Here is a 26,547-nt window from a genome sequence, read left to right on the forward strand (position 1 = left end):
GACCACAGCTTGGGTCCGGCTGCGTCCCGCCCGCCAGCGGTGCCGGGACATGCGGGACAATGGGACGCCGGGAGCGGTTCTGACCTGCGGAAATGACGTCCCCCTGGGATGCGGTACGGGGACGTCGGGAGAGGGAGAAACGGTGGCGGGGGACGACTTCGCGGGACTGCTGCGGGAGCTGAAGGAGCGGTCCGGGCTCAGCTACGGGGCACTGGGCAAGCGGCTGCACATGAGTGCGTCGACACTCCACCGGTACGTCAGCGGGGAGGTCGTACCCGTCGAGTTCGCGCCCGTCGAACGGCTCGCCCGGGCGTGCCGGGCGACCCCCGAGGAGCTGCTCGAACTCCATCGCCGCTGGATCCGCGCGGACGCACTGCGCGGCGTGAAGAAGGACGAGGAGAAGGCCGGGGAGAAGGACGAGGGGAAGGGGGCGGCCGGGGAGAAGGGGGCGGCCGGAGAAGCGGGAGGCAAGGAAGAGGAAGGCAAGGAAGAGGGAGGCAAGGGGGAGCAGCGGGAGGAGGCCGGCGTCTCCGTGGCGGCGGCGGGCACACCGCCCGCGACAGCCGGGCCCGGCGACCGGCCCGCACCGCACGACGCGCCCGCCCCGCCCGCGCCGGACGGCGAATCCGGCCCGTCCCGGCGCCGGGTCCCGCGTGCCGCGCTCTACGCCGCGACCGGCGTCGTCGCCGTCACCGCCGCCGTGGCGCTCGCGGCGAACCTCGTGTCCGGCACCGACGGTGGCGGACGGCACGGCACGGCCGGGGCGGCCGCGGCGACGTCCGCGCCGGTGTCGGGGGCCGCGACCACCGGTTCGGCGGCCCCGAGCCCGAGCGTCTCCTCGCCGCCGTCCGCGACCGCGTCCTCGTCCCCGTCCGGGTCCCCCTCCGCCCCCGTGCCGCGCCCGGACGCCGCCACGCCGAGCCGCCCCGCACCCGCCGACGGTCCCGCGCTGATCGTGTCGACCACTCCGTACCACTGGGACGTGCCCTGCGACCACGCCTTCCTGGTCGACCGCAGCCCGCAGAACGTGCCGAAGCCTCCCCCTCAGCAGGACGCGGTCGGCTGGGCGGCCCCCCTCAACGCGGTGTCGGCGAACCGGCAGATGGTCGTGCTCACCGTGCAGGGCACCGGTCCGGAGACGGTGGTCCTGAAGGACCTGCACGTCCGGGTGGTGAGCAGCGGGCCGTCGCTCGACTGGAACCAGTACGTGATGGGCAACGGCTGCGGCGGCCAGGTGGACACCAAGGCCTTCGACGTCTCGCTCGACCTGGGCACTCCCCTGGCGACGCCGATCGGGGGACAGCGGGACTTCCCGTACAGCGTCAGCGAGTCAGACCCCGAGGTCTTCCACGTCAACGCGCACACCAGCGGCCACGACGTGAGCTGGTACCTGGAACTGGAGTGGTCCAGCGGCGGCCGGCACGGCACCATGCGCGTCGACGACCACGGCAGTCCGTTCCGCACCAGCGCCTCCCGGGACGGCTCCTACTACGCGTACCCCCTCGGCGGTGACGGCTGGGAGCCGGTCGAGGCCGGCTGAGACGGGGTCGGGTACGGGCACCGGAGCACCGTCAAGTCCAGGCGGAGGCTAGGTTGTTGGCCAACACTCCGGTTCGCTTCGTCAGGAGAGCCCATGCCCGGTGACGCCCTCAGCCAGGACCCCGCGGAGCTGAGAAGGAGGATCGACAGCAGCAAGGCGCACCCGGCCCGTGTCTACGACGTCTTCCTCGGCGGCAAGGACCACTACCCCGCGGACCGGGACGCGGCCGCCGCCGGGCTCGCCGCCAACCCGCGCGGCTACCTCGACGTACGGCACAACCGCGACTTCCTGCGCCGCGCGGTCACCATGCTGGCCGAGGAGCAGGGCATCCGGCAGTTCCTCGACATCGGCACCGGCCTGCCGACCGCCGAGAACGTGCACCAGATCGCCCAGCGCACCGCCCCCGAGTCGCGCGTCGTCTACGTGGACAACGACCCCGTCGTCCTCGCCCACGCCCGCGCCCTGCTCACCAGCGGCCCCGAGGGACGCACGGACTACATCGACGCCGACCTGAAGAGCCCGGCACGGATCCTCGAACAGGCCGCCCGGACGCTCGACTTCGGCCGTCCCGTCGCGCTCTGCCTCGTCGCCATCCTGCACTTCGTCGAGGACGAGGAGGCGTACCCGATCGTCCGCGAGCTGATGGACGAGCTGCCCGCCGGCAGCCGGCTCGTCCTCAGCCACCTCACCGAGGACCTCAACCCGGAGAACATCCGCGCGGTCCAGCGGACGTACACCGAGCGGGGCTTCACCTTCGTGCTGCGCTCGCACAAGGACGTCGAGCGCTTCTTCACGGAGACCGGGCTGGAGCTCGCCGAGCCGGGTGTCGTCCCGGTGCACCACTGGCGCCCGGACCACGCGGCGCCGGTGCCCGAGCAGCCGGAGAAGTCCTACCTGGCCGGCCTCGACGAGATCGAGAAGGTCCGGTACAAGGACATCAACGACGTCACGGACGCCGACATCAACGTGTACGGGGGACTGGCCGCCAAGAGCTGACGCCTCGTCAGTCACGCCTCGTCAGTCACGCCCCGTCAGTCACACCCGTCAGTCACACGCGTGTCCGCATCGCGGAAAGTACCGTGTAGGCGGCACGTACTTACCTAGGGTGCGGGCATGACCGTGACCGAGAACGTGTCCGCCCCCGCCGCCTCCCTCCCGCCGCTCGCCGCGCGGGTCCGGTCGACCGGCGGTTCGCCCGTACGGGACATCCTCGCCGTCACCGCCCGCCCCGAGGTGATCAACTTCGCGGGCGGGCTGCCGGCCCCGGAGCTGTTCGACGCGGAGGGGATCGCCGCCGCGTACCGGGACGTCCTCGCCGAGGCGCCCGCGCGGGCACTCCAGTACTCCACCACCGAGGGCGAGCCCGTCCTGCGGGCCGCGCTGGCCGCCCGCACCTCGGCGCGCGGACTGGACACCGACGCCGACGACCTCCTCGTCACCACCGGCTCGCAGCAGGCCCTCTCACTGCTCGCCACCGCCTTGATCGAACCCGGTGACACCGTCCTCGTCGAGAGCCCCTGCTACCTGGCCGCGCTCCAGGCATTCGGCTTCGCGGGCGCCCGCGTCGTCGCCGTACCCGGTGACGAGGACGGGATCGACCCGGCGGCCCTGGAAGAGCTGGTGGTGCGCGAGCGGCCCAGGCTGCTCTACACCGTGCCCACCTTCTCCAACCCCACCGGGCGGACCCTGCCCGCCGAACGCAGGGCCGCCGTGGCCGAGGTCGCCGGGCGGTGCGGAGTGTGGATCGTCGAGGACGACCCCTACGGCGAGCTGCGTTTCGAGGGCGAGCGGGTGCCGTGGATCGCGTCGTACGACGGCGCCGGGGACCGGACCGTGCTGCTGGGCTCCTTCTCCAAGGTCATGGCCCCCGGCCTGCGCCTCGGCTGGCTGCGGGCGCCCGCCGCACTGCGCCGGGCCTGCGCGGTCGCCAAGCAGGCCGCCGACCTGCACACCCCGACCGTCAACCAGCTCGCCGCCGCCCGGTACCTGGCCGACCGGGACCTGGACGCGCACGTCGCACGCGTCGGCGCCGCCTACGGCGCACGCCGGGACGCCATGCTCGCGGGCCTGGCGGACGCGCTCCCGGCGGGGTCGGCCTGGACCCGCCCCGAGGGCGGCATGTTCCTGTGGGCGCGCCTGCCCGAGCGCTACGACACCACGGCGCTGCTCCCGGAGGTGGTCCGGCACGACGTGGCGTACGTCCCCGGCGCCCCCTTCCACGCCGGTGAGCCCGACCGCGCCACGCTGCGGCTGTGCTTCGTCACGCAGACGCCGGACGAGATCGCGGAGGGGCTGCGGCGGCTGGGGGAGGGGCTGCGGGAGGCACGGCGGGGGGCGCCGCGGAAGGCGTAGGCCCACGGCCTAGGGCGAAAAGCCGAGGTGGGGGCGCCGCATCCGAACGTACGGTGAAACCATGTCTGACAGCGCACGGACGGCGACGTCCTTCGATCTCGACGCGTACCTCGACCGGATCGGCTGGACGGGGGCGCGGCGGCCCGACGCGGCCACGCTGCGGGGCGTGCACCTCGCCCATCTGAGGGCCGTACCGTTCGAGAACCTCGACGCCCTCGGCGGTTCGGCCCCCTCCCTCGACCTCGCCGACCTGACGGCCAAGCTGGTGCACGGCCGCCGGCGCGGCGGTTACTGCTACGAGCACAACACGCTGTTCGCGGCGGCCCTGGAGGCGCTGGGATTCCGGGTGACCCGGCTGGCCGCGCGGGTCGTCGTCGGCGCGGACCGCTTCGAGGACCGCCCGCGCACCCACATGGCCCTCCTGGCCGAGGTCCCCGGCGACTCGCGGCCGTACCTGGCCGACGTCGGCTTCGGAGCCATCGGCTCCCTGCTGGAACCGGTGCCGTTGACGGCGGACACGGAGTTCCACGACGCCGGACGCCGGCACCGGCTGGTGCACGCACCGCACCCCGGGCCACTGGAGATGTGGGTCCTGGAGGCGTACATGGGCCGCGAAGGGTCTTCGGACGGTGACTGGGTCGCGCAGTACGCCTTCACCCTGGAGCCGTTCGAGCAGCCCGACTACGAGGTCATCAACTGGCACATCGCCACGAACCCGCGCTCTCCGTTCTCCCGGCGCCCGTACGTCCAGTTCCTCACCCCGGACGGGCACGTGCTGCTCGACGGCGACCGCTTCACCGCGACCGGCGCCGACGGCACGGTGGCCGAGCGGAAGCTGACGGACCCGGCGCGGGTCCGCCGACTGCTCGCGGAGGACTTCGGCATCGACGTGCCCGAGGGCCTGACGCTACCGGGGTGAGGCCGGCGAGGGTGTGCCGGACGGCTCCACGCGCGCTTCGGCGCACTCCCGCTCGCCGTCGGACCCCGTGGGCCGGAAGCAGGCCCGGACGACGGCCCCCGGGCCGGTCGCGGTCATGACGGTGTACACGTAGGACTCCGCGTCGACCTCGTCCGAGACCTCCGCACGGCGGGTCGGTCCGCCCGCCGTCATCTCCAGCCGGTCGCCGACGCGCGTGCCCCACATACGGGCCCAACCGGCCCCGCACTTCTCGCTGTGGCGCAGCTCCACCCGGGCGCCGGTGGTGGTGCGGTGCGTGGTGAGGGTGTCGGAGTCGCCTCCGCAGAACATGTGCATCGGGTCCTGGCCCTCGCAGGCGGTGCCGTGGCAGCGGGGGCCGACGGCGGAGGCCGAGGGGGACGAACGGGGCTCGCCCTCCCCCCGCGGCAGCAGGACGAGGGCCGACGTGACGCCGCCGACGGCCACGGCGCACCCCGCCACCAGCACCGCCACCAGCCGGCCCCGGCCGTGCGGGGACCACGGCCGGGACCGCGCCGTCGACCGTGCCGGCGGCTTCGGCCGCGAGGGCCCCGTCGACTGCGACTGCGACTGCGACTGCGACCGCGACTGCGACTGCGAGGGCGAGGGCGAGGGCGAGGGCGAGGGCGAGGACCGGGGCGGCGGCGGGTGTGGTCGCGGCTCGGCACGGGCTGCGGCGGGTTCCCCCGTGCGCCCGCTCCACTCCGACTCCGCGATCTCCCACAGCGCCAGCAACCGCCCGTCCGGTTCCCGGGCGAGCCGGCACAGATCCTGCACCGCCTGGCGCGGCGGCATGGTCCTGCCGTTGAGGTAACGCTCCCACGACGACTTGCTGTACGCGGTGCGCTCCGCCAGCCCCGCCAGACTCAGCCCCGTACGCGTCCGCAGCTCCCGCAGCGCCGTGGTCAGCCGGGTGCGCGCCGGTGTCACGTCGGGGTCATCTCCCGCAGGGCCTTCCAAGTGTGCGGGCCGACGATGCCGTCCACGACCAGCCCGTCCCGCTTCTGGACGCGTTTGACCGCGCGCTGCGTCAGCGGGCCGTAGATCCCGTCGATCTCTCCCGGCGAGAGGCCCGCCCGGCGCAGCAGACACTGGGCCTCGGCCACCTCCGGCCCGGCGTGGCCGTACGCCAGGATCGCTTCCCGCGTGCGGCTGTTGCCCGCGTACCAACGGCCGTCGACCCGCTCCACCCGGCAGGTGTACGTGACCGGCGACCGGGAGGCCGCGGAGGCGGCCGGGGGCGACGCCGCCACCGCCCGGCCGCCGCGGTCGCCGTCGCCGGAACCGGAGGCGCCGGTGAACCGCACGGCCGACACCAGGACCGCGGCCGCGGCCAGCACCAGGGCCACCGCCCCCGCCACGACCGCGACGCGCCGCGACCGCCCGTGCGACGGCCCCTCCCCGGGTTCGGGCCCGGGTTCGGGCCCGGGTTCGGGCTCGGGTTCGGATTCGGGTCCGGGCAGGAGGCCCGCCGGCATGCTCGCGGACCCGGCGGGCGTGGCACCGCGTGTCTCCCGCCAGCGGTCCGCGGCGACCTCGTGCAGCGCCAGCAGCCGGGTCGGCTCGTCACCGGCGATCCGGGCCATCGCCTCGACGGCCTCCCGCGGCGGCAGCGATCTGCCGTTCAGGTACCGCTCCCACGACTTGGCGCTGTATCCGGTCTTCGCGGCCAGTTGCCGCATGTTCAGGCCGCCGTGGTCCTTCAGTCTGCGCAGGCGCACCACCAACTGACGTACGTGTGGATGCAGTTCGGTCGGCAGCTCTTTCCAACGCGACATGTTCCCCCACTCGCGTTCGGGCTCGCTGGTCCAGGTCTCCGTTCCCCCGGGCTCATTCTGCATCAGTGACCACGACGCACACCGGACGGCGGTTCCCGGACCCGCGCGGAATCGGCCACCGCCCGTCCCGGCCGTCCCGCCGCGCCGACTCCGCGGATGGTGTCCCCGCAGGTCAGGGGGTGGGACGTCTCGTGAGTGCGCCAGTTCCGCGGCAACTGTGGAAGCCCTGGCCCGGTGTCCCGCAGTCTCGTTGCCGAGCCGGTCCGTACGGGCCGGCCCACCCAGACCTCGAAGGGGGAACAGCATGCGTATCACCCGGAAGCTCGCTGTCGTCGCCAGTGGCGTCGCCATGACCGGTGGCCTGCTGGCCGGAAGCGCGGGGAGCGCCGGAGCGGCACCGACCGCGCCGGCGGCGCCGACGGCGGCGAAGGACTGCCCGTCGGGCTGGTTCTGCGTCTGGGCCGGGCAGAACTACACCGGCAGGATGCAGAAGGTCGCCGGCAAGAACGCGGACCTGACCAAGTACTCGGTCTTCCAGGGCTTCAAGTCCTGGTACAACCACGGCGCGTCCTGCGACTTCAAGTGGTACTCGGCGAAGAACTACGGCGGGTCCAGCGGCGTCGTCCCGAGGGGCTACAAGAAGAGCGACAACTCGTACCACTACATCAAGTCCAACACCTGGGTGAACTGCCGCTGACCCGCGGCTCCGACCGACCGCCCGAACCGCCGCGGCCCGTCCTCTCTACGGGGGAGAGGACGGGCCGCGTGCCGTGTGCCGCCGGGAGGCGTCAGAGCCGCTCGGGCGTCCGGATACCCAGCAGGGCCATGCCCTGGTGCAGGGTGCGGGCCGTGACGTCGGACAGGAAGAGGCGGTTCTCCGCCACGTCGCGCGGGGGCGCCGGCTTGATCACCGGGCACTTGTCGTAGAACGACGTGAACAGCGACGCCAGCTGGTAGAGGTACGCCGTCAGCTTGTGCGGGGCGTACTCGCGGGCCGCCTCCGCCACCGTCTCCGCGAAAGCGTCGAGGTGCAGGCCGAGAGAGCGCTCCGCCTCGTGCAACTCCAGCTCCGGGTGGGCGCCGGGACGTACCTCGCCGGCCTTGCGCAGGATCGACTGGATCCGGGCGTAGGCGTACTGGAGGTAGACGGACGTGTCACCGTTCAGCGAGACCATCTGGTCCAGGTCGAACTTGTAGTCCCGGTTCGCCGACGTCGACAGGTCCGCGTACTTCACCGCGCCGATGCCCACCTGGGTGCCCCGCTCGGCGATCTCCTGCTCGGAGAGGTCCTGCGCCTTCTCCCGGACGACGGCGGACGCGCGGTCGATCGCCTCGTCGAGGAGGTCGACCAGGCGGATCGTCTCGCCCGCACGGGTCTTGAACGGCTTGCCGTCCTTGCCGAGGACCGTGCCGAAGGCGAGCTGGACCGCCGTCACGTCGTCGTTCAGCCAGCCGGCCCTGCGGGCGGTCTCGAAGACCATCTTGAAGTGCAGGGACTGGCGGGCGTCGACCACGTAGAGCAGCGTGTCCGCCTTGAGGTTGAACACGCGGTCGCGGATCGCGGAGAGGTCGGTGGCCGCGTAGCCGTAGCCGCCGTCCGACTTCTGCACGATCAGCGGGACCTGCTTGCCGTCCGGGCCCTTGACGTCGTCGAAGAAGACGCACAGCGCGCCCTCGGAGCGGACGGCGACGCCCGACTCCTCCAGCATGCGGCAGGTCTCGGCCAGCATGTCGTTGTAGCCGGACTCGCCGACGATGTCGGGGTCGCGGATCTCCATGTCCAGCTTCTCGAAGACGGAGAAGAAGTAGATCTTCGACTCGTCGACGAACTTCTGCCACGCGGCGAGCGTCTTCGGGTCCCCGGCCTGGAGGTCGACCACCCGGCGCCGCGCCCGCGTCTTGAACTCCTCGTCGGAGTCGAAGTGCCTGCGCGCGGCCTTGTAGAGGCGGTCGAGGTTGGACATCGCCTCCTCGCCGCTCACCTCGCCGGCCTCGTGGTCCAGCTCGTGCGGGTGCTCCTCCAGGTACTGGATGAGCATGCCGAACTGGGTGCCCCAGTCGCCGATGTGGTGCCGGCGCACGACCGTCTCACCGGTGAACTCCAGCAGCTGGACGACCGAGTCGCCGATCACCGCGGAGCGCAGGTGGCCGACGTGCATCTCCTTCGCCACGTTCGGCTGGGCGTAGTCGATCACCGTCGTGCCGGGGTGCCCGGCGTGCGGCACACCGAGGCGGCCGGTGTCGTCCGCGTACCGCGCGGCGAGGTTCCCGGTGATCGCCCGGTCGCCGATCGTGATGTTCAGGAAGCCGGGCCCGGAGACCTCGACGTCCTTGATCAGGTCGCCGGTGACGATGTGCGAGACGACCTCGGTCGCCAGCTCCCGCGGGTTCGCCTTCGCCTTCTTGGCCAGGGCGAGGATGCCGTTGGCCTGGTAGTCCGCCCGGTCGCTTCGGCGCAGCAGCGGGTCGACGCCGGCGGCCTGGGGCCGGGTGGCCGTCAGGGCGGACGCGAGGTGCTGCTGGACGGAGTCGCTGAGGGACGTGACCGAGGCCATGGAGTGGCTGCCGTTCTGCTCGGGTTCGGTGGTACTGCGGAAACCGAGTATCCCATGCGGTGAAAAGCGGTTTTCGCGGATGCGGGCCGGGCTGGGAGAATGGAGCGGTCAGCCGTGCGACCGTACCGGCTGCTCCAGGAGAAGTTTCAGGAAAGAGGACGTGCCGATCGTGGCTCAGAGCACAGAGACCACCGACTGGGTCTCCCGTTTCGCGGACGAGGTCATCGCCGAGTCGGAGCGTCGTGCCCCGGGCAAACCTGTGGTCGTCGCGTCCGGGCTGTCCCCGTCCGGTCCCATCCACCTGGGCAACCTGCGCGAGGTCATGACCCCGCACCTGGTCGCCGACGAGGTCCGCCGCCGCGGCCACCAGGTCCGGCACCTGATCTCCTGGGACGACTACGACCGCTACCGCAAGGTGCCGGCCGGTATCGCCGGGGTGGACGACTCGTGGGCCGAGCACATCGGCAAGCCCCTCACCTCGGTCCCGGCCCCCAAGGGCTCGGCGCACCCGAACTGGGCCGAGCACTTCAAGGCCGCGATGGTCGAGGCGCTCACCGAGATGGGCGTGGAGTTCGACGGGATCAGCCAGACCGCGCAGTACACCTCCGGGGTCTACCGCGAGCAGATCCTGCACGCCATGAAGCACCGGCGGGACATCGACGCGATCCTCGCCCAGTACCGGACCAGGAAGGCTCCCGCGAAGAAGTCGCAGAAGCCCGTCGACGAGGCCGAGCTGGAGGCCGCCGAGGGCTCCGGCGCCGCCGCCGAGGACGACGGTTCGGGCTCGGCCGCCGGGTACTTCCCGTACAAGCCGTACTGCGGCAACTGCGAGAAGGACCTGACGACGGTCACCGGGTACGACGACGACTCGACCGAGCTGACCTACGCCTGCACCGAGTGCGGCTTCTCGGAGACGGTCCGGCTCGGCGAGTTCAACCGCGGCAAGCTGGTCTGGAAGGTCGACTGGCCCATGCGCTGGGCCTACGAGGGGGTCGTCTTCGAGCCCAGCGGCGTGGACCACTCGTCCCCCGGGTCGTCCTTCCAGGTCGGCGGGCAGATCGTCGGCATCTTCGGCGGCGAGCAGCCGATCGGGCCGATGTACGCCTTCGTCGGTATCAGCGGCATGGCGAAGATGTCCTCGTCCAAGGGCGGGGTGCCCACCCCGGCCGACGCGCTGCAGATCATGGAGCCGCAGCTGCTGCGCTGGCTGTACGCCCGCCGCAGGCCCAACCAGTCCTTCAAGATCGCCTTCGACCAGGAGATCCAGCGCCTGTACGACGAGTGGGACCGCCTCGACGCCAAGGTCGCCGACGGCAGCGCCCTGCCCGCCGACGTCGCCGCCCACTCGCGCGCCGTGCGCACGGCCGCCGGTGAGCTGCCGAGGACGCCCAGGCCGCTGCCGTACCGCACGCTCGCCTCCGTGGCCGACATCACCGCCGGACACGAGGACCAGGCGCTGCGCATCCTCAGCGAGCTCGACCCGGCCAACCCGCTGGGCGCGCTCGGGGAGGCCCGGCCGCGGTACGACAAGGCCGAGGCGTGGATCAACACCCACGTCCCCGCCGACCAGCGCACCATCGTGCGCGACGAGCCGGACGCCGAGCTGCTGAAGTCCCTCGACGAGCGGGGCCGGGCCTCGCTGCGGCTGCTGCTCGACGGGCTCGCCGGCCACTGGTCCCTGGACGGGCTCACCCACCTCGTCTACGGCGTGCCCAAGGTCCAGGCCGGCTTCCCCGCCGACGCCACGCCCAAGGAACTGCCGCCGGAGATCAAGACCGCCCAGCGGTCCTTCTTCGCGCTGCTGTACCACCTGCTCGTCGGCCGCGACACCGGCCCGCGCCTGCCCACGCTGCTGCTGGCGGTGGGGCAGGAGCGGGTGCGGCGCCTGCTCGGCGAGTAGACCGCGTCGCGCGACAGGGGCGCCCGGCCAACGCCGGGCGCCCCTGTCGCGCGGGGCACGACGCGTTCCCTTCCCCCGCCGGCTCCGCCCCTGCGAGGTCAGCGGGTCAGCACGAAGCCGGCGAACAGGACGCCGACCACGCAGAAGGCGAGGAAGGCCTGGTGGCTGCCCGGGATCTTGATGTGATCCGTGGGCTCGCCCTTGCGCCATCGCTCGAACACCTCCCGGAACAGCGCTCTCTGCGGGAGCAGGCCGAGGGTCAGGCCGATGTGGGCGCTTGAGTACATGACGAGCGCCTCGGCCAGGCCGAAGCCCTGGATCCGGCAGACGGCGACCAGGACCGCTCCGCCGGTGACCATGGTCACCGGATAGGCGATGCGGAATTTCCGCAGGGGTATCCAGCTGCCCAGGAGGCAGCTGGACAGGGCGGTGGACGCCGCGGCCAGCAGCCACAGCCATGCGATGGGTACGGACGTCAGCATGGTGCCCTTCTGTCTGGGGTGAGGGACCGGCCGACGAGGACGGTCCCCACCCCCGGCCGCGATCAGCGATCGGCGCTCATCCTGTGATCACCCGAAAAGGGAACCCAGCGTACCGGTGATGGGCGAGATGATGTCGCTGCCGAGCTGCGTGGCCCGCTTGGCGACGGGCGACACCACGCTGTCCAGCGTGGCCCCGATCCACTTCGACTGGCCGAACGTGAGCAGCCCCAGGCCGGTTCCGACCAGGGAGCCCGCGAACTCGGAGCTGTCGAAGCCGTACTCGATGCCCGTGAACAGCGTGCTCAGCGCGGCCGACCCCACGGAGACCCAGCCGAGGACCGCCGCCGCGCCGGCGATGAACGGTGCGGCCGGTCCGGTCCACGGCGCGATGAAGGCGGCGCCCGCGGCGAGGAAGCCGGAGCCGATGCTGATCCAGTTGAACGCGTCGGCGTAGAACTTGGCGTCGTTCCACCACTCGTCCTTGTCGCCTTCGCTGCCGCCCGAGTTGGTCTTGTCGTGCGTCGGGCTGTCGGCCGGGTTCCTCCCCTCCTCCTTGGCCCGCTGGGCCGCCTCGGCGGCCTGGCGCGCTGCCTCCGCCGCCTCCGCCCTGCGCTTCTGGGTGACGATACGGCGGGCGTCGGTGGCCGCCGCCGCCGCCGTCCTCGCGTCCTGGCCCGCGGCGATCGCGGACTGGCGCGCGCTGTTGGCCGAGGCCTGGGCGCTGTAGGCGGAGCGCACGGCGCTGCGCGCCGAGTCGATGGCACGGTTGGCCGAGTAGTTGGCCGAGCGGCCCGCCTTGCGGGCCGTCTCCGCCGCGGTCTTCGCCCGGTTCGCGGACGCCTGGGCGGCCTGGGCCGACTGGTCCGCGTCGTCGGCGTACGCGTCGGCCTTCACGGCGTACGCGTCGGCCCGCTTCGCCGAGGCGATCGCCTTGTCCGCCCAGTCCCTGGCCTGGTCGGCCGCGTTGCGCGCCTCCGCGGCCGCCGCCGAGGCGCGTTCCGCGTTCTCCTGCGCCTTGTAGGCGATCTTCGCGGCCGCCGCGATCGCACCGCTGATCGCGGCGATGTGCGTGGCGGAGTCGTAGTCGAGCTGAGCCGACTTGTGCTTCACGAGGGTGACGAAGTTCCGCCGCATCCACGTCGGGCCCTCCATGGCGACCTGCGCGTACGCCTCGGTGTAGATGCCCCCGGAGCTGAGCAGGGCCGAGGTGGCGACCCCGTCGTCGTCCAGCAGCGCCTCGGGGTAGGTGCGGTCGAAGAAGTCCTGCAGTGCCTGTGGCGTGTTCGTGTCGAGCGCGGCGTTGGCCGCGGCCTTGACGGCCGACCCGGGTTCCCCGGCGAGGATGCCGGCGATGGTGACGCGGCGGTCGTCGGCCACGGCCTGGAGCAACCCGTCGGTCAGGAAGGCCCGCACGGCGCCGTCGGTCTGGCTCGCCAGCGCCGTGTGGGCGGCGTTTCCGACGTCGGGGGAGCCCACCTCCGCCATGTGCAGGGCCGTCTCCCGGTCGTCCTGCTCCTTGGCGAGGGACCGGTCGGTGTCGATCCAGGCATGGATGTCGGCGTCCGTGCCGGCCAGTGCGAACTGGGCGGCCTCCCGCGACCAGGAGCCCGTCGAGGCCGCCACGCCCATGGCCGCCTTGCGGCCCAGCGTGGCGGCCAGCCCCAGGTCTCCGTCCGCCAGCGCCTTCTCGGCGCTCGCGATCCGGTCCTTGAGGGCCTGCGCGGTCTGCTGGTCCTGCGTGCGCCGGTTGGCCAGCGCCGCCCGTTCCTCCGCCTCCAGCCGGGCGAGCAGTGCGGCCTCCGCCAGGCCGTCCTGTCTGTCCTCCTCCAGGCGCGCCAACTCCGCCTCCTGGGCCGCCTGGTGCACGGCCTCCGCGTCCAGGACGGCCTGGGTCGCGGTCTCGGCGGCCTTGATCGCCTCGCCCGCGTGCGCGGTGGACTTGTTGGCGTAGTCGAGGGCCTGCCCCGCGTACTTGACCGCTTCCTCGGCCGCGTCGGCGGCCTTGTCGGCGTGCGCCGCCGCCGAGTTGGCGGCATCGCGTGCCGCGCGGGCGGCGGAGGCCGCCTTGTTGGCCAGGGCCTGTGCGGTGGAGGCGGCGTTGGTGGCGCGGTTCGCGGCGTTGTTCGCGATCGCGGCCTGGCGCTTGGCCTCGGCGGCCTCGGACTGGGCGACACCGGCGGAAGAGGCCGCCCGTGCCGAGGCGCTGGCGGCGGCGGCCGCGTTGCGGGCGGCGGACGCGGCGGCGGAACCGGCTCCGGCCGCCTGCGAGGCCGCTGTGGCCGCGTAGTCGGCGGCCTTGGCCGCCGTACGGGCACGCGCGGCGCCGTTGCGTGCCGCGATGGCCGCGTTCTTCGCCACCTCGGCCTTGTTCGCGTCCTTGGAGGCGGCGATGGCCGCGTTGTACGCGTGCGCCGCGGCGCTGCCCGCGTTGGCGGCGGCCTGTGCCGCGGCGGTCGCGGCGAACGAGGCGCGGCGCGAGGCCGCGACCGCGGCCTGCGAGGCGCCGATGGCGTTACGGGCGGCCTTCGCGGCGCCCTTGGCGGCGCTCGCCGCCTTGCGGGCCGCCGAACCGGCCTTCGCCACGTCGTCCTGGGCCGCGTCGGCCTCCGCCGCGGCCTTCTCGGCAGCGTCCTTCGCCTTCTCCGCGGCGGCCTTGGCACGCTCCGACGCCTCGACGGCGAGGTCGGTCTCCACCTGGGCGTGCTTGCCCTCGCGCTCCACGACGGCGACCAGTTCCTCGATCGTCGAGGCCTCCTGGTCGCGGGCGCGCGCGATGTGCTGCCCGGTGTCCAGGAACCACTCGACCTCCTGACGACTGCCGCTGAGCGCCCGGTTCGCGTACTTCTGCACCTCCGGGCCACCGGCCATCATCATGGTGGAGACCTGTACCCGCTGGTCCTCCTCGCGGGCGACGTACCGGCCGGTGGTCAGGAAGTCCGTGAGGGCCTGCTCGGTGCCGGCGTCCAGGGCCGCGGACGCTTCGCGCTTGACCCCCTTGCCTCCGGTGGCCGAGACCGTGGAGGTGGCCACCTGGAGGTCTTCCAGCAGTGCGGGCTTGAAGCCGCCGCCGAGGAAGGCGGTCACCGCGCTGTCCCCACCGTCCAGGGCCGCGGACGCCTCGCGGCGCAACCCCACTCCGGATCTGACGAGATAGGAGGAGACTGCGACGCGGTTGTCCTCCGCCACGACCTTCGGGAGCGTCGTGGTGACGAACGTCCGGACATCGGCGTCCGTGCCGTACAGCGCCTCCGCGGCGGCGGCCCTGGTCGCCTTGCCGCCGGTGAGCCACGCCCTGACCACCTCCGCCCGCTCGGTGTCCGGCAGTTCGAACGGCCTGGGCGGTTCGTCGGTCGCCGTGGCCGTCGCCGTCGCCGCGCGGGCCGGTGGGGCGAGCACCACCCCGGGGGTGGCGGCGACGGCCGTGACGGCGCCGAGGGTGCCGAGCAGCCGTCGCCGGCTCCAGAACACTGTATCCATAGGAATGTCGTCCTCCAGGTAAGTACCGTGCGGCACTCGACGAAATCAGTCGTGACGCGATCTCCTAGCCATTCATATTTCTTAGTGGTCGTCAATTACCGGGGTGAAGAAGAGAGAGTTGCCGGGGCCCGCTCGCGACGCCACTTTTCAGCCGCCGGTCGAGGCGATATCCGACTTCTCCGTAAACGCCGCGCAGCCCCCTCGAGCGGATGTATTCAAACTATGTGAAACTCAGACTGTGGATCTTCACAAACTCCCCATACTTGCCATCACAACCTTCCGGTGAGGTGACGGGAGTCACAGCAGTGTGCCGAATTTGCGTCCATTTTCGGCCGGTTGGCGATGTGGACAGGCGGTGAAGAGCCGGGGTTGCATGGGGCGCGAGCGGCTTTCACCGGGGCATGTGCAAGCCGTCTCTCCTTTGCGCGTTACGGCGAAGTGGAAACCCTGGTCCGGCGGTTTCGTCGCCGAGGGCGCTATCTGGCCTGACGTGTCATCGGATTGCCGTCCCCGCTCTTCTGCAATGTTTTGCCGGGGGACGGGACTGACGACTCCAGGAGCGCGATGAAGGCCCGTACCGAATCTTCGGAATTCACGAAGAAAAAGCAGGGGAAGAGATTCCTCGTGCGCACCCTGGCCGCCGCGACGGCCGCCGGTGCCTTGGCGTGACCGCCGACACCGCCACCACCGCGGTGGTCACCGGCAAGGACGGCGCCGCCGCGTGCATGGGGGACACCGGCGGCCCGCTGGTCCGCACCGGCGGCACACACCAGCTGGTCGCCCTGGCCAGCCGCTCGTACCAGGGCGGCTGCTTCGGCATCGACGAGACCGAGACCCGCACCGGCGGAGTCGTCGCCCGCGTCGACGACCTGGCCTCCTGGGTGCGCTCCAAGACCGGCGCCAACCGCATCACCGACTTCAACTGCGACGGCGCCGAGGACATCGCCGTCGCCGACCCGCAGGCCACCGTCGGCGGCACTCGGATCGGTGCCGAAGGCCGGCGCCGTGCACGTCTTCTCGCTGCTGGGCTCGCCCGGCGCCAACGACAAGTGGGTGGAGTCGGGCGACGGCGACGGCATCCCCGGGGCCCCCGGAGCCGACCAGCGGGTCGGTTCCAGCATCCACTTCACCGGCAGCCGTCGTCCGCACCGCCGGTCAGGCGATGTGCTCGTCCTCCAGCTCCGCGCTGTGGCGGTTGGTGAACCGGCTCACCAGCCGCTTGGCCTCGGGATCGGCGAGCGGTGTGCCGAACGTCGCCTCCACGTTGTCGCCGAACTCGCGGGGCGTCGGGTAGCTGCCGTTGATCGACTGCTTGAAGACCTGGTAGTAGGCGTCCTCGTCCGGGGCCTGGGGCTCCGGCGTGCCGCCGCCCTCCCCCAGCTCGCGGGTGCGGTGGGGGCCGACCGGTATGGGGAAGCTGCCGGTGTCCTCCGGGGACGGCTCCTGGACCGGGGGCTCCTCCTCGAACTGCTGCCGGTACTGCTCGGCCTGCCGCTGCTCCGCCTCCCACTGGGCGTACTGGTCCGGGTCGTACGCGGGGTCGTAGTCGCCGTGGTACTCGACGGACTGCGGGTCCCGGGCGTGCAGCCACGGGTTCTGGTCCGAGGCGGGGTTCCGGCCCTCGGCGGGGTTCCGGTCCGCGGCGGGGTGCTGGTCCGCCGCGGGTTCCTCCCGCACGGGCCGCGGAGCCGTCTCCCGGCCGCCGGCCAGCTCGGGGCGCTGACCACCGGCGGGCTCCGCCTTCCGCAGGGAGGGCGGCGTCCCGGTGGGGGCCCCGCCGTCCGTGAGCGCGTCGGCCTGCGGCGCCGGCGGCAGCAGCGCCGGTTCGATGCCCGCCGCGGCCAGGCCCGCCGGGGCCGTCTGAGCCAGCGGCACGCCGTAGCGGGCCAGGCGCAGCGGCATCAGCGACTCCACGGGCGCCTTGCGGCGCCAGCCCCGCCCGAACCGTGAGCGCAGCCGGGCCTGGTACACCAGACGCTCCTGCTCCAGCTTGATCACCTGCTCGTAGGAGCGCAGCTCCCACAGCTTCATGCGGCGCCACAGCAGGAAGGTCGGCCCCGGCGAGAGCAGCCAGCGGGTGAGGCGGACGCCCTCCATGTGCTTGTCGGCGGTGATGTCGGCGATCCGGCCGATCGCGTGCCGGGCGGCCTCGACGGACACCACGAACAGGATCGGGATCACCCCGTGCATGCCCACGCCCAGCGGATCGGGCCACGCCGCCGCGCCGTTGAACGCGATCGTCGCCGCCGTCAGCAGCCAGGCCGTCTGCCGCAGCAGCGGGAAGGGGATGCGGATCCAGGTCAGCAGCAGGTCCAGGGCCAGCAGCACGCAGATGCCCGCGTCGATGCCGATCGGGAAGACGTAGCTGAAGTTCCCGAAGCCCTTCTGCAGTGCCAGTTCCCGCACCGCCGCGTACGAACCCGCGAAGCCGATGCCGGCGATGATGACGGCGCCGAAGACGACGATGCCGATGAGAACGCGATGCGTCCGTGTCAGCTCCAGTGGCGCGGCCACCCGTACTCCCCTCCCAGTGCCTGTTGTTGCGCGCAACAGAGTGGCACATGTGTGCGGGGGACGGGTGGCCGGTGGGTGTTTCGGAGCTTCGCGGCCCTGGTTTGAGGGCCGGCGCCGCGCACGGGCCCTGCTGCCCGCCCCGCTCCACCTGAACCCGAGTCGGCGGTCAGGGGGCCGGGCAGGGGGGCGGTCAGCTCGACTTCGAGGTCTTCGAGGACGTCTTCGAAGACGACTTCGAAGACGACTTGGACGACGACTTGGACGGTGCCTTCGAGTCCGAGCCGGACGCCGGCTTGGACGGCGACGACGAGGTGCCCGACTTGCCGGTGCCGTTGGCCTTCGTCACCGCGGCCACCGCCTCCTTGGCCGCCTTCTGGGCGTCCTCGGCCAGGTCGTCGGCGTCCGGTGTCTTTTCGCCGGCCAGGCCCGCGCCGTTGTAGTCGACGGTGACGACGACGTTCTCGACGCGCGCCACGACCGTCTGCTGCTTGAAGGTGCCTTCCTTCTTCTTCAGGTCGTAGCGCACCATCGACGCCTCGTCGCCCGTGCCGCTCACCGGCGTGGTCTTCACGCTCTTCGCGCCCTGTGCGGACTGGGCGTCCTGCAACTGCTTCGTGTAATAGTCGCGCGCCAGCTTGTCGCCCTCGCCGCGGGTCACGTCCGACTCGAAGCGCAGCATCGACACGCTCAGCCAGCGGAACTGAGAGCCCTCGACGCCGTTGTCGTCCAGGCTGTCCCAGGAGCAACCGGCGCGCGACGCGGTGTCGTCGGACGCGCCCTCCTTGCCGGACCCGGCCTTCGGCACCAGGTCTTCCAGCGTCTTCTCCGAGAGTGCCGAGCACGGCTCCGGAAGCTTCCCGTACGCCGCCGCCCGCACCGTCGGGGACGGGCTGGCCGACTTGGACGCGGCCTTCTTGTCCGCGGCCTTGTCCTTGCCGCCGTCGGAGCCGGAGTCCGAGGAGCAGCCGGCTGCCACCAGCATCACGGGGACGGCGGCCGCGCAGACAAGGACTCGGGAGAGTCGCTTGGCCTGCTGATTTCGCTGTTCACGCTGGGCTCGTCGCTGCATGGTTCCTTCACTCATGGCACTCGTGGTTCCTGCGGTCGGAACGGGTCCGAGGGGCCACGGTACGCGGTGGGGAAACCGCGCGGCCCCGCTTCGGACGCGTCGCGCGCGGACGCGAGGCGCCCCGGCCGGGCTCAGCCGCTCAGTGAATCCGCCAGCTGGGAAGCCAGTTTCCGCGCCATGTCCTGCATTTCCTCGCTGTCCGGCACGACACCGAGCGTCGCGGACTGCTCCGCGTACTCGATGGTCACCATGACGTTCGACGTGCGGAACGCCACAGTCACCGTGCGCCGCTTCGCCGTCGAACCGGAGCTGCTCAGCTCGTCGTCCACGAACGCCTCGTCACCCAGGTCGTCCAGGAGCCGGGGCTGGAGTTCGGCGGGCGTGGCACCGGCGGACGTGCTGGACGAAGGCGCGGTGGACGACGCGGAGCCGGAAGCCGAGGCGGAGGGCGTGCCGGACGGCGACCCGGATTCGGACGAGGAAGCCGACTCGGAGCCCGACTCCGACTCCGAGACCACCGGTTCGGGGAGGTCGGCAGCTTCCACCTGCTTGGCGAAGAGCGTCTCGGCCTCGCTGTCGTCGCTCACGGAGTTGTCGTACGACACCACCCGCTCGAAGTCGACGAAGAGGTGGTTGGTGGCGTCCGCCGACTCGACCTTCCAGCGGCAGCCGACCTTGCGGTCGGTGTCGTACGCGAGCGTGGGCTCGCCCGCGTACGCCCTCTCGCGCCGCTTCTCGTCCGCGATCTCCTCGATGCCGGGCAGGAGCGAGTCGAGCGCCTTGTCGCCGACCGCGCCGCACGGCTCCGGAAGGGTGCGGTACTTGCCGGGCTCGGCCGCCTCGGTCGCGACGCCGGGCCGGCCCGGGTTGGAGTCGTCCGCCGTGGCGCCGTCGCCCGAGCCGCCGGTGCAGCCGGCCAGCAGCGCCGCCAGGAGGGCGGCGACGCCGGGTACGTAGGCCTTCCGCTGCACGGTGCGGCTCCTCTCGCCGGGTGTGGCTGTGGTCGGTACTCCAGTGTCCCCGCTGGTTATTCGCTTGCCGCGCGGGGGCGTCCCCTGGAGACAATGTGTATCGCACGCGCTGCCGTGAACGCCGGTCGGTTGTCCCTTTGGCTGTCCTTGGCGCCGGTTTTGCGCTTTGAGACTTCTGTTTGTTTCCGGGGGAATGAGGACGATATGTCGTACGTGGAGATGCCCGGCGCGAAGGTGCCGATCCGGATGTGGGCCGACCCGGCGACGGTCGAGGAGGGCGCGCTCCAGCAGCTGCGCAATGTCGCGACCCTGCCGTGGATCAAGGGCCTCGCCGTCATGCCGGACGTGCACTACGGCAAGGGCGCGACGGTCGGGTCCGTGATCGCGATGCAAGGCGCGGTGTGCCCGGCGGCGGTGGGCGTGGACATCGGCTGCGGCATGTCGGCGGTGAAGACGTCCCTGACGGCGAACGACCTCCCGGGCGACCTGTCGCGGCTGCGGTCGAAGATCGAGCAGGCGATTCCGGTGGGGCGGGGGATGCATGACAGTCCCGTCGAGCCGGGGCGCTTCCACGGGCTGGCGACGGCGGGGTGGGACGACTTCTGGGGGCGGTTCGACGGGGTGGCGGAGGCGGTGAAGTTCCGTCACGAGCGGGCCGGGAAGCAGATGGGGACGCTCGGATCCGGCAACCACATGATCGAATTCTGTCTCGATCAGTCCGGTGCGGTCTGGCTCATGCTGCACTCGGGCTCGCGGAACATCGGCAAGGAACTTGCCGAACACCACATTGGCGTTGCCCAGCAGCTTCCGCACAACCAGGGCTTGGTCGACCGTGACCTCGCGGTCTTCGTCGCGGACACCCCGCAGATGGCGGCATACCGCAACGACCTGTTCTGGGCGCAGGAGTACGCGAAGTACAACCGTACGTTGATGATGGCGCTCTTCAAGGACGTGGTCCGCAAGGAGTTCAAGAAGGCGAAGCCGGTCTTCGAACAGGAGGTCTCCTGCCACCATAATTACGTGGCCGAAGAGCAGTACGAGGGGATGGACCTGCTGGTTACGCGTAAGGGTGCGATCCGTGCGGGTTCCGGCGAGTACGGCATCATTCCCGGCTCCATGGGCACCAGCTCTTACATCGTGAGAGGGCTCGGGAACCGGAAGGCCTTCAACTCGGCATCGCACGGTGCGGGTCGGCGTATGAGTCGCAATGCCGCGAAGCGGCGTTACACCGTACGAGACTTGGAAGAGCAGACGCGGGGTGTCGAGTGCCGCAAGGATTCTGGGGTGCTGGACGAGATCCCGGGTGCTTACAAGGACATCGACCAGGTAATGGAGCAGCAGCGCGATCTCGTCGAGGTCGTGGCGAAGTTGAAGCAGGTCGTGTGTGTGAAGGGCTGAGGTGAATGGCCCCCGGATCAACCGGGGGCCTCGGTCATCCGATCACTGTTCGCTGGGCATGGGCATGGGCATGGGCATGGGCATGGGCATGGGCACTACCCGTTCGGGTAATCGGATCCGCTTCACCCCTGTGAGTTACTCACCGGCGTCAGCCCTCCCGGTGCACCTTCGTGTTCGACGCCTGGGCCCGGGGCCGGACGACCAGGAGGTCGATGTTGACGTGGGCGGGGCGGGTGACCGCCCACGTGATGGTGTCGGCGACGTCGTCGGCGGTCAGGGGGTCGGCCACGCCCTGGTAGACCTTGGCGGCCTTGTCCTCGTCGCCGCCGAAGCGGGTCAGGGCGAACTCGTCGGTCTTCACCATGCCCGGCGCGATCTCGACGACGCGGACCGGGCGGCCGACGATCTCCAGGCGGAGGGTCTCGGCGAGGACGTGCTCGGCGTGCTTGGCGGCGGCGTAGCCCCCGCCGCCCTCGTAGGTGGCGAAGCCGGCGGTCGAGGAGACGACGACGATGGTGCCGTCGCCGCTCGCCTCCAGCCTGGGGAGCAGGGCCTGGGTGAGGTTGAGGGTGCCGAGGACGTTCGTCTCGTACATGCGGCGCCAGTCGTCCGGGTCGCCGGTCGCCACCGGGTCGGCGCCGAGCGCTCCGCCCGCGTTGTTGACCAGGACGCCGACCGTCTTGAACGCGGTCGCGAACTCGTCGACCGCCGCGCGGTCGGTGACGTCCAGCGGGTAGGCCGTCGCCTTGTGGCCGGCCGCCTGGATCTCGTCCGCCAGCGCCTCGACGCGGTCCTTGCGGCGGGCGGTGAGGACGACGCGGTAGCCGGCCGCGGCGAGCTGCCGGGCCGTGGCGGCGCCGATGCCGCTGCTCGCACCGGTGACGACGGCGATGCGGGAGGCGGCGGACGGGGCGGCTGCGGGGGCCATGGGCTGCTCCTGGTGCGTGATGAGGGGCGGGGCAACCGGTCGTCGGCGGTGCGACCGGTCGCCGCCCAGGGTAGTCAGCCGCCGTTCCGGGGCGCCCACATGATCACGGCCATCCCGGCCAGGCAGATCAGCGCACCGGTCACGTCCCAGCGGTCGGGCCGGTAGCCGTCCGCCACCATGCCCCACAGGATCGAGCCGGCCACGAAGATCCCGCCGTACGCGGCGAGGACGCGGCCGAAGTGGGCGTCGGGCTGGAAGGTGGCGACGAAGCCGTAGGCGCCCAGGGCGAGGACACCGCCGGTGGCCCACAGCCAGCCGCGCTGTTCGCGCACGCCCTGCCAGACCAGCCAGGCGCCGCCGATCTCGAAGAGGGCGGCGACGACGAAGAGGGCGGCGGACCGGAGCACGAGCATGCGGGCAGCTTCGCACGACGGACCGCACGGCCCCGTACAGGGCCGGGCCGGACCGCTCGGGGGCTCGGCTGTCGGCGTCGCAGTGCTCCCGGGCCGCACGCGGCGGTCCTCGGGGCACCGGCACCGGCACCGGCGCCGGCCTGGGCGGGTGGTGGCGGGGCGCGGGTGGAATAACGACTGCGGGCCGATCGTTGGGCGGTATAGTTGAACCGTCAACAACTCGGAGGTTGAGCGACCATGCAGTTCGGCATCTTCACCGTCGGCGACGTCACGCCGGACCCGACCACGGGGCGTACGCCGACCGAGCGTGAGCGCATCAAGGCCATGGTCGCCATCGCGCTGAAGGCCGAGGAGGTCGGGCTCGACGTCTTCGCGACCGGCGAGCACCACAACCCGCCGTTCGTGCCGTCGTCGCCCACCACGATGCTCGGCTACATCGCCGCGCGCACCGAGCGGCTGATCCTCTCCACCTCCACCACCCTCATCACCACGAACGACCCGGTGAAGATCGCCGAGGACTTCGCGATGCTCCAGCACCTGGCCGACGGCCGGGTGGACCTGATGATGGGGCGCGGCAACACCGGCCCGGTCTATCCGTGGTTCGGCAAGGACATCCGCGAGGGCATCGGCCTCGCCGTCGAGAACTACGCCCTGCTGCACCGCCTGTGGCGCGAGGACGTCGTGAACTGGGAGGGGAAGTTCCGTACGCCCCTGCAAGGGTTCACATCCACGCCCCGGCCGCTGGACGGCGTCGCGCCGTTCGTCTGGCACGGGTCCATCCGGTCGCCGGAGATCGCCGAGCAGGCGGCCTACTACGGCGACGGCTTCTTCCACAACAACATCTTCTGGCCCGCCGACCACACCAAGCGGATGGTCGAGCTCTACCGGGCCCGCTACGCCCACTACGGGCACGGCACCCCCGAGCAGGCGATCGTCGGCCTCGGCGGCCAGGTGTTCATGCGGCAGAACTCGCAGGACGCGGTGCGCGAGTTCCGGCCGTACTTCGACGTCGCGCCCGTGTACGGGCACGGGCCGTCCCTGGAGGACTTCACCGAGCAGACGCCGCTCACGGTCGGCTCGCCGCAGCAGGTCATCGAGAAGACGCTGGCCTTCCGGGAATACGCCGGTGACTACCAGCGCCAGCTGTTCCTGATGGACCACGCCGGGCTGCCCCTGAAGACCGTGCTGGAGCAGCTCGACCTGCTCGGCGAGAAGGTCGTGCCGGTGCTGCGCGAGGAGTTCGCCAAGGACCGCCCGGCGAACGTGCCGGACGCGCCGAACCACGCGTCCCTGCTGGCCGAAGCCCGCAAGGAAGGAGTACGGGCATGAAGCTCGTCGTCGTCTCCGCGGGACTGGGCGTCCCGTCCTCCACCCGGCTGCTCGCCGACCGGCTGGCCACCGCCACGGCCGGCCGGGCCGGCGCCGGCGTCCAGGTGATCGAGGTGCGCGACCTCGCCGTGGAGATCGCGCACACCTTCACCAGCGGCTTCCCGGGACGGAACCTGTCCGCCGCCTTCGACGCGGTGGCCGGGGCAGACGGCCTGATCGTCGTCACGCCGGTGTTCTCGGCGTCGTACAGCGGGCTGTTCAAGTCGTTCTTCGACACGCTGGGCGCGACCGACGCGGACGCCCTCGCCGGGAAGCCGGTGCTGATCGGCGCGACCGGCGGCAGCGCCCGGCACTCGCTGGTGCTGGAGCACGCGCTGCGTCCGCTCTTCGCCTACCTCAAGGCCGTCGTCGTCCCGACCGGCGTGTACGCCGCCTCGGAGGACTGGGGTGCCGGGGGCCTGGACGGGCGGATCGAGCGGGCGGCGGGGGAGCTGGCGGCGCTGATGGGCGGGCCGGCGGCGGTGCCGGAGCCGGCCGCGGAACGGGCCGCCTCCGCCGACGAGGTCGTGCCCTTCGAGGAGCGGCTCGCCGCGCTGCGGCCCGCAGGGTGAGATCTCGGTAAGAAGCCCGGCCATCCGGTCGTGGGGCCCCTGGCCTTGGCAGACTGGGCGCGTGCCCCGGACTGTTCTGCTCGCCGAAGACGACCGCGCGATCCGGCACGCCCTGGAGCGCGCCCTGACCCTGGAGGGCTACCGGGTCACCGCGGTCGCGGACGGCGTGGAAGCGCTGGCGCAGGCCCACCGCGGCCGGCCGGACGTCCTCGTGCTGGACGTGATGATGCCGGGCATCGACGGCCTCCAGGTCTGCCGGGTGCTGCGCGCCGAGGGCGATGCCACGCCGATCCTGATGCTGACGGCGCTGGTGGAGACCGCCGACCGCATCGCGGGTCTGGACGCGGGCGCCGACGACTACGTGGTGAAGCCCTTCGAGGTCGAGGAGGTCTTCGCCCGGCTGCGCGCCCTGCTGCGCCGCACGGCCCGCGACGAGACGGGGCCGCCGGACGAGACCGCCCCGCCGCGGCCCCTCCCCGAACCGGCGGAGCCGGATGCCGGACGGTACCTGGAGGCGGCCGGACTGCGCATGGACCCGCAGGCCCGCCGTGCCTGGCGGGGCGGGCGCGAGGTGGAACTGACCCGCACCGAGTTCGAGCTGCTGGAGCTGCTGGTCCGCAACGCGGGCATCGTGCTCGACCACTCCACCATCTACGACCGCATCTGGGGCTACGACTTCGGGCCCGGCTCCAAGAACCTCGCCGTCTACGTCGGCTATCTGCGCCGCAAGCTCGACCAGCCGGGGGCGCCACAGCTGATCCAGACCGTGCGCGGGGTGGGTTACGTGCTGCGGGAGGACTGAGTGGGCCCCTCCCCGCTCGGGCGCCGGCCCCGGCTGCGGTCGCTGCGGACGACGTTCGCGGTGTCGTTCGCGACGGTCACCGCCGTGGTCACGGTCCTCGTCGGCGTGCTGTCGTACAGCGCGGCCGCCCGGCTGGTGCGGGTGGACCAGGAGACCGTGTTCGATCAGGTCGTGCAGGACCTGCGCGCCGAGGTGCGCCTGCAGCGGCTGACACCCGTCGACTTCTCGTCGTCCGCGCCCGGCCACGACATCGTGCGCCCGGCACGCACCGACGTGCAGGTGCTCGGGCCCGACGGTGAGGTCTTCGACCCGGCCGGTCCACGGCTTCCGGTCACCGACGCCGACCGGCGGACCGCGGGCGCCAAGACGGCCGGGCGGATGGTCCAGCACGAGGACGTCGACGTCGGCCGCGACGTGTTCCGGGTCGCGACCGTCGCCCTCGGCGGTGGCCGGGGCGCGGTGCAGGTGGCGCAGGAGTTCAGCGACACCGAGGACCTGCTGCGGGCGCTGCAACGGCGGACGCTGCTTTTGATGGGCGCGGTGGTGACGGGCGCCGGGCTGTTCGGCTGGTGGCTGGCCCGGCGCATCACCCGGCGGCTGGTGGCGCTCACCTCCGCCGCCGAGGACGTCGCGCGCACCCGGCGGCTGGGCATCCAGGTCCCGGTCACCGGCCACGGCGAGGTGGGCCGTCTCGGCCGCGCCTTCGACCTGATGCTGGGGCGCCTCGCCCAGTCGGAGGAGGACCAGCGGCGCCTGGTCCAGGACGCGGGCCACGAGCTGCGGACGCCGCTGACCTCGTTGCGGACCAACATCTCGCTGCTGCGCCGGATCGACGAACTCCCGCCCGGCACCCGCGAGGAACTGGTCGCGGACCTGGGGCAGGAGGCCCGTGAGCTGACCGACCTGGTCAACGAGCTGGTCGAGCTGGCGGCCGGGCAGTCCGCCGACGAGCCCCCGCGCCGGGTCGACCTGGCCGAGCTCGCGCACGAGGTGGCGGCCCTGGCCCGGCGCCGTACCGGGCGGGAGATCGGCGTACGCGCCTGCGGCGAGACGACGACCGACGGGCGGCCCGCCATGCTGACCCGCGCGATCTCCAACCTGGTCGAGAACGCCGCGAAGTTCGACCCCGGGGGCGCCCGTCCCATCGAGGTCGTCGTGGCCGGACCCGCCGTCCCGGGCCCGGTCCGCGTCGAGGTCCTCGACCGCGGTCCCGGCATCCGCGACGCCGACCTGACCCGCGTCTTCGACCGCTTCTACCGTGCCGCCGACGCCCGCTCCCAGCCCGGCTCCGGGCTGGGCCTGTCCATCGTGCGGGAGGTGGCGCTGGCGCACGGGGGAACGCCGTTCGCCCACCGGCGGGACGGTGGCGGGTCGGTGATCGGGTTCACGGTGGGCGGCGGGCTCGCGGGGGACGGGGACGACGGGCACGCGTGAGGCGGCGGGCGGTGCGTGAGGCGACGGTGTGCGTGACGGTGACGGGTGCGTGAGGCG

At 72.2% G+C, this 26,547-nt stretch carries 21 protein-coding genes and 1 pseudogene; 12 read left to right on the top strand and 10 right to left on the bottom strand.

Features of this window, described 5'->3' with window-relative positions; genetic code table 11:
• The first annotated feature begins 142 nt into the window (after nucleotides 1-142).
• The 4 genes from ACZ4V1_RS04150 to ACZ4V1_RS04165 all read left to right on the top strand — a co-directional run bounded on the left by ACZ4V1_RS04150 (nucleotide 143) and on the right by ACZ4V1_RS04165 (nucleotide 4,811).
• A complete protein-coding gene (locus ACZ4V1_RS04150; protein WP_468329053.1) occupies nucleotides 143-1,540 on the top strand; it encodes a helix-turn-helix domain-containing protein in 1,398 nt (465 codons plus the stop codon).
• Between the two features lie 93 nt (nucleotides 1,541-1,633).
• Nucleotides 1,634-2,536 (top strand): SAM-dependent methyltransferase, encoded by a 903-nt coding sequence (locus ACZ4V1_RS04155; RefSeq protein WP_468329056.1) that lies wholly within the window; start codon nucleotides 1,634-1,636, stop codon nucleotides 2,534-2,536.
• 117 nt (nucleotides 2,537-2,653) lie between these two features.
• A complete protein-coding gene (locus ACZ4V1_RS04160) occupies nucleotides 2,654-3,892 on the top strand; it encodes an aminotransferase-like domain-containing protein (protein WP_468329059.1) in 1,239 nt (412 codons plus the stop codon).
• A 61-nt stretch (nucleotides 3,893-3,953) separates the two neighbouring features.
• The gene (locus ACZ4V1_RS04165; protein ID WP_468329062.1) at nucleotides 3,954-4,811 is read left to right on the top strand and encodes an arylamine N-acetyltransferase family protein; all 858 of its coding nucleotides are present in this window, start codon (nucleotides 3,954-3,956) and stop codon (nucleotides 4,809-4,811) included.
• On the opposite strand, the gene ACZ4V1_RS04170 is transcribed toward ACZ4V1_RS04165, so the two are convergent.
• Together ACZ4V1_RS04170 and ACZ4V1_RS04175 are read right to left on the bottom strand one after the other, a co-directional pair.
• Nucleotides 4,800-5,759, bottom strand: a complete 960-nt coding sequence (locus tag ACZ4V1_RS04170; RefSeq protein ID WP_468329065.1) for a helix-turn-helix domain-containing protein — start codon at nucleotides 5,757-5,759, stop codon at nucleotides 4,800-4,802. The genes ACZ4V1_RS04165 and ACZ4V1_RS04170 overlap by 12 nt on opposite strands.
• Nucleotides 5,756-6,607: a peptidoglycan-binding protein gene (locus tag ACZ4V1_RS04175; RefSeq protein WP_468329068.1), complete on the bottom strand. Its 852-nt coding sequence runs from the start codon at nucleotides 6,605-6,607 to the stop codon at nucleotides 5,756-5,758. The genes ACZ4V1_RS04170 and ACZ4V1_RS04175 overlap by 4 nt, the downstream gene beginning before the upstream one ends.
• Before the next feature lie 304 nt (nucleotides 6,608-6,911).
• Here ACZ4V1_RS04175 and ACZ4V1_RS04180 point away from each other — a divergent pair, with 304 nt between their 5' ends.
• Entirely contained in the window at nucleotides 6,912-7,304 is a 393-nt protein-coding gene (locus tag ACZ4V1_RS04180; protein ID WP_468329072.1) for a peptidase inhibitor family I36 protein, read from the top strand.
• Nucleotides 7,305-7,395: 91 nt separating this feature from the next.
• Here ACZ4V1_RS04180 and argS read toward each other — a convergent pair whose 3' ends face one another.
• Nucleotides 7,396-9,162, bottom strand: a complete 1,767-nt coding sequence (gene argS / locus ACZ4V1_RS04185; protein WP_468329075.1) for an arginine--tRNA ligase — start codon at nucleotides 9,160-9,162, stop codon at nucleotides 7,396-7,398.
• Nucleotides 9,163-9,322: 160 nt separating this feature from the next.
• Here argS and lysS point away from each other — a divergent pair, with 160 nt between their 5' ends.
• Nucleotides 9,323-11,062 (top strand): lysine--tRNA ligase, encoded by a 1,740-nt coding sequence (gene lysS / locus ACZ4V1_RS04190; RefSeq protein ID WP_468329078.1) that lies wholly within the window; start codon nucleotides 9,323-9,325, stop codon nucleotides 11,060-11,062.
• Between the two features lie 98 nt (nucleotides 11,063-11,160).
• On the opposite strand, the gene ACZ4V1_RS04195 is transcribed toward lysS, so the two are convergent.
• Together ACZ4V1_RS04195 and ACZ4V1_RS04200 are read right to left on the bottom strand one after the other, a co-directional pair.
• Entirely contained in the window at nucleotides 11,161-11,544 is a 384-nt protein-coding gene (locus ACZ4V1_RS04195; protein ID WP_468329081.1) for a hypothetical protein, read from the bottom strand.
• 87 nt (nucleotides 11,545-11,631) lie between these two features.
• Nucleotides 11,632-15,021: an ALF repeat-containing protein gene (locus ACZ4V1_RS04200; RefSeq protein WP_468329084.1), complete on the bottom strand. Its 3,390-nt coding sequence runs from the start codon at nucleotides 15,019-15,021 to the stop codon at nucleotides 11,632-11,634.
• 605 nt (nucleotides 15,022-15,626) lie between these two features.
• Here ACZ4V1_RS04200 and ACZ4V1_RS04205 point away from each other — a divergent pair.
• Nucleotides 15,627-15,998, top strand: a pseudogene (locus ACZ4V1_RS04205) (trypsin-like serine protease); the annotation flags it as partial.
• 178 nt (nucleotides 15,999-16,176) lie between these two features.
• On the opposite strand, the gene ACZ4V1_RS04210 reads toward ACZ4V1_RS04205, so the two are convergent.
• The 3 genes from ACZ4V1_RS04210 to ACZ4V1_RS04220 all read right to left on the bottom strand — a co-directional run bounded on the left by ACZ4V1_RS04210 (nucleotide 16,177) and on the right by ACZ4V1_RS04220 (nucleotide 19,575).
• Complete coding sequence (locus ACZ4V1_RS04210) at nucleotides 16,177-17,535, bottom strand: DUF2637 domain-containing protein (protein ID WP_468329087.1); 1,359 nt, start codon at nucleotides 17,533-17,535, stop codon at nucleotides 16,177-16,179.
• Nucleotides 17,536-17,725: 190 nt separating this feature from the next.
• Nucleotides 17,726-18,619, bottom strand: a complete 894-nt coding sequence (locus tag ACZ4V1_RS04215; RefSeq protein ID WP_468329090.1) for a DUF3558 family protein — start codon at nucleotides 18,617-18,619, stop codon at nucleotides 17,726-17,728.
• A gap of 116 nt (nucleotides 18,620-18,735) precedes the next feature.
• Nucleotides 18,736-19,575 (bottom strand): DUF3558 domain-containing protein, encoded by an 840-nt coding sequence (locus tag ACZ4V1_RS04220; protein ID WP_468329093.1) that lies wholly within the window; start codon nucleotides 19,573-19,575, stop codon nucleotides 18,736-18,738.
• Nucleotides 19,576-19,779: 204 nt separating this feature from the next.
• Between ACZ4V1_RS04220 and ACZ4V1_RS04225 the strand changes: the two genes are divergently transcribed.
• The gene (locus ACZ4V1_RS04225; protein WP_468329095.1) at nucleotides 19,780-20,973 is read left to right on the top strand and encodes an RtcB family protein; all 1,194 of its coding nucleotides are present in this window, start codon (nucleotides 19,780-19,782) and stop codon (nucleotides 20,971-20,973) included.
• Between the two features lie 148 nt (nucleotides 20,974-21,121).
• Here ACZ4V1_RS04225 and ACZ4V1_RS04230 read toward each other — a convergent pair whose 3' ends face one another.
• Together ACZ4V1_RS04230 and ACZ4V1_RS04235 are read right to left on the bottom strand one after the other, a co-directional pair.
• Nucleotides 21,122-21,901 (bottom strand): SDR family NAD(P)-dependent oxidoreductase, encoded by a 780-nt coding sequence (locus ACZ4V1_RS04230; protein WP_468329098.1) that lies wholly within the window; start codon nucleotides 21,899-21,901, stop codon nucleotides 21,122-21,124.
• Between the two features lie 74 nt (nucleotides 21,902-21,975).
• Nucleotides 21,976-22,314 carry a YnfA family protein gene (locus ACZ4V1_RS04235; protein ID WP_386312953.1) on the bottom strand — a complete coding sequence of 113 codons (339 nt, stop codon included), beginning with the start codon at nucleotides 22,312-22,314 and terminating at the stop codon, nucleotides 21,976-21,978.
• A 237-nt stretch (nucleotides 22,315-22,551) separates the two neighbouring features.
• Here ACZ4V1_RS04235 and ACZ4V1_RS04240 point away from each other — a divergent pair, with 237 nt between their 5' ends.
• The 4 genes from ACZ4V1_RS04240 to ACZ4V1_RS04255 all read left to right on the top strand — a co-directional run bounded on the left by ACZ4V1_RS04240 (nucleotide 22,552) and on the right by ACZ4V1_RS04255 (nucleotide 26,490).
• Entirely contained in the window at nucleotides 22,552-23,643 is a 1,092-nt protein-coding gene (locus ACZ4V1_RS04240) for an LLM class flavin-dependent oxidoreductase (RefSeq protein ID WP_468329101.1), read from the top strand.
• Nucleotides 23,640-24,254: a CE1759 family FMN reductase gene (locus ACZ4V1_RS04245; protein WP_468329104.1), complete on the top strand. Its 615-nt coding sequence runs from the start codon at nucleotides 23,640-23,642 to the stop codon at nucleotides 24,252-24,254. The genes ACZ4V1_RS04240 and ACZ4V1_RS04245 overlap by 4 nt, the downstream gene beginning before the upstream one ends.
• A 61-nt stretch (nucleotides 24,255-24,315) precedes the next feature.
• Nucleotides 24,316-25,056 (top strand): response regulator transcription factor, encoded by a 741-nt coding sequence (locus ACZ4V1_RS04250; protein WP_468329107.1) that lies wholly within the window; start codon nucleotides 24,316-24,318, stop codon nucleotides 25,054-25,056.
• On the top strand, nucleotides 25,057-26,490 hold the full coding sequence (locus tag ACZ4V1_RS04255) for a sensor histidine kinase (RefSeq protein ID WP_468329111.1): 1,434 nt from the start codon (nucleotides 25,057-25,059) through the stop codon (nucleotides 26,488-26,490).
• Nucleotides 26,491-26,547: the final 57 nt, after the last annotated feature.

It is taken from the genome of Streptomyces sp. NPDC028991 (genome assembly GCF_055564775.1).